The organism is Microvirga soli, from assembly GCF_016734765.1.
Lineage (GTDB): Bacteria > Pseudomonadota > Alphaproteobacteria > Rhizobiales > Beijerinckiaceae > Microvirga > Microvirga soli.
In genome coordinates, this window is the sequence record NZ_JAERQE010000109.1 from 2,501 (window position 1) to 5,675 (window position 3,175).

Genomic DNA, 3,175 nt, shown 5'->3' on the forward strand with positions numbered 1-3,175 from the left:
AGGATTCACGCGAGGCGCTACCTAAATAGCTTTCGCGGAGAACCAGCTATTTCCGAGTTTGATTGGCCTTTCACCCCTAGCCACAAGTCATCCGAGACTTTTTCAACAGGCACCGGTTCGGTCCTCCAGTGCGTGTTACCGCACCTTCAACCTGCTCATGGCTAGATCACCCGGTTTCGGGTCTAAAGCAACGAACTAAAAACGCCCTGTTCAGACTCGCTTTCGCTGCGCCTCCACCTATCGGCTTAAGCTTGCTCGTTACTTTAAGTCGCTGACCCATTATACAAAAGGTACGCAGTCACCCAGGACGAACCTTGGGCTCCTACTGTTTGTAAGCATCCGGTTTCAGGAACTGTTTCACTCCCCTCGTCGGGGTGCTTTTCACCTTTCCCTCACGGTACTAGTACACTATCGGTCGCTGAGGAGTACTTAGGCTTGGAGGGTGGTCCCCCCATGTTCAGACAGGATTTCACGTGTCCCGCCCTACTCATATCCTGCAATCACCCTGACCTGTACGGGGCTATCACCCGTTCGTGCCCGACTTTCCAGACGGTTCCAGTGAAGATCATGCAGGCATTGGCCTGATCCGCGTTCGCTCGCCACTACTAACGGAGTCTCGTTTGATGTCCTTTCCTCCGGGTACTTAGATGTTTCAGTTCCCCGGGTTCGCTTTAAACCCCTATGGATTCAGGGTCTAATACCTTCATCTGACCCCTCGTAGTGCAAACACAAGATTATCTCCTGCGCTCACAATACAAAGGGTCGAAGGTGGGTTTCCCCATTCGGAGATTCTTGGATCAAAGCTCGTTCGCAGCTCCCCAAGACTTATCGCAGCGTACCACGTCCTTCATCGCCTCTCAGCGCCAAGGCATCCACCAGATGCTCTTACGACACTTGATTACTCTCATGATCGATGTCCGCCCGGCAAAGGCCGGACATGATCTCAAGAAAGACCTGTTGCCGGATTTCTCCAGCAACATCTTTTTGCTTGCCAAGCATATCCGGCGCTCCTGGCTGCGGGCCAGGGCTGGTTCGCGGGAACTAGGTTGTCCCGCTTGCCGAATATGCTGCCTCTTTACGATTTCAAACATCCGCGCCGCTCACCCAAAGGGGAGGGCACGAACCTCATTTGACATTCCGGAGAAGATCATCGGCGATCGAAGATCGCACCCATCAAAGAATGATGGTGGAGCCTGTCGGGATCGAACCGACGACCTGAAGCTTGCAAAGCTACCGCTCTCCCAGCTGAGCTAAGGCCCCTTTAAGACAAGATGGTGGGCCTGGGACGACTCGAACGTCCGACCTCACCCTTATCAGGGGTGCGCTCTAACCACCTGAGCTACAGGCCCCAACCGAGGCCAAAGCCCCGGCCGATGTTTTCCGGAATTGAGAGAAGAGAAACGAAGACGGCAGCGTCCCGCATATCAGGGTCTGACTGACCCTATTGTTCAAAAGAGATCCGATAGAAGCAGCAAATGCCACTTCATAAGAGATCATCCTTAGAAAGGAGGTGATCCAGCCGCAGGTTCCCCTACGGCTACCTTGTTACGACTTCACCCCAGTCGCTGACCCTACCGTGGTCGCCTGCCTCCTTGCGGTTGGCGCAGCGCCGTCGGGTAAGACCAACTCCCATGGTGTGACGGGCGGTGTGTACAAGGCCCGGGAACGTATTCACCGTGGCGTTCTGATCCACGATTACTAGCGATTCCACCTTCATGCACTCGAGTTGCAGAGTGCAATCCGAACTGAGACGGCTTTTTGGGATTGGCTTGCCCTCGCGGGTTAGCTGCCCATTGTCACCGCCATTGTAGCACGTGTGTAGCCCAGCCCGTAAGGGCCATGAGGACTTGACGTCATCCCCACCTTCCTCTCGGCTTATCACCGGCAGTCCCCCTAGAGTGCCCAACTGAATGATGGCAACTAGGGGCGAGGGTTGCGCTCGTTGCGGGACTTAACCCAACATCTCACGACACGAGCTGACGACAGCCATGCAGCACCTGTGTTCCCGCCAGCCGAACTGAAGAGCAGTGTCTCCACTGCCCATACGGGACATGTCAAAGGCTGGTAAGGTTCTGCGCGTTGCTTCGAATTAAACCACATGCTCCACCGCTTGTGCGGGCCCCCGTCAATTCCTTTGAGTTTTAATCTTGCGACCGTACTCCCCAGGCGGAATGCTTAAAGCGTTAGCTGCGCCACTGAGCAGCAAGCTGCCCAACGGCTGGCATTCATCGTTTACGGCGTGGACTACCAGGGTATCTAATCCTGTTTGCTCCCCACGCTTTCGCGCCTCAGCGTCAGAACCGGACCAGTAAGCCGCCTTCGCCACTGGTGTTCTTGCGAATATCTACGAATTTCACCTCTACACTCGCAGTTCCACTTACCTCTTCCGGTCTCAAGCCATGCAGTATCGAAGGCAATTCTGTGGTTGAGCCACAGGCTTTCACCCCCGACTTACAAAGCCGCCTACGCGCCCTTTACGCCCAGTGATTCCGAACAACGCTAGCCCCCTTCGTATTACCGCGGCTGCTGGCACGAAGTTAGCCGGGGCTTCTTCTTCCGGTACCGTCATTATCGTCCCGGACGAAAGAGCTTTACAACCCTAAGGCCTTCATCACTCACGCGGCATGGCTGGATCAGGCTTGCGCCCATTGTCCAATATTCCCCACTGCTGCCTCCCGTAGGAGTTTGGGCCGTGTCTCAGTCCCAATGTGGCTGATCATCCTCTCAGACCAGCTACTGATCGTCGCCTTGGTGGGCCATTACCCCACCAACTAGCTAATCAGACGCGGGCCGATCCTTCAGCGATAAATCTTTCTGCTCTCGCACGTATCCGGTATTAGCCCAAGTTTCCCTGGGTTATCCCGAACTGAAGGGCACGTTCCCACGCGTTACTCACCCGTCTGCCACTCACCCCGAAGGATGCGTTCGACTTGCATGTGTTAAGCCTGCCGCCAGCGTTCGTTCTGAGCCAGGATCAAACTCTCAAGTTGAAAGATTTGATCTGACTGTCACTACACTCTTAATTGACAGAGCACCTCCATCTGTGGGTTTCCCCACAGCGGTGTACTCACCAAAGCATAGATCAGGTCGGTATCTTAACAGCGATTGTCTCCAATCGCCCGCAAGGACACCGCCGCCTACGCTTCTCTTCCCCTCTCAACAATGTCAAAGAGCA

At 54.9% G+C, this 3,175-nt stretch carries 2 tRNA genes and 2 rRNA genes (1 of these 4 only partly in view); all 4 read right to left on the minus strand.

Annotated elements, in window-relative coordinates:
* Positions 1–900, minus strand: a 23S ribosomal RNA gene (locus tag JKL45_RS29100); it reaches 1,912 nt to the left of the window's first position.
* Between the two features lie 284 nt (positions 901–1,184).
* Positions 1,185–1,260, minus strand: a tRNA-Ala gene (locus JKL45_RS29105).
* A 12-nt stretch (positions 1,261–1,272) separates the two neighbouring features.
* Positions 1,273–1,349 (minus strand) — tRNA-Ile (locus JKL45_RS29110).
* Between the two features lie 154 nt (positions 1,350–1,503).
* A 16S ribosomal RNA gene (locus JKL45_RS29115) occupies positions 1,504–2,990 on the minus strand.
* The 16S and 23S rRNA genes sit together here with 2 tRNA genes alongside, the layout of an rRNA operon.
* Positions 2,991–3,175: the final 185 nt, after the last annotated feature.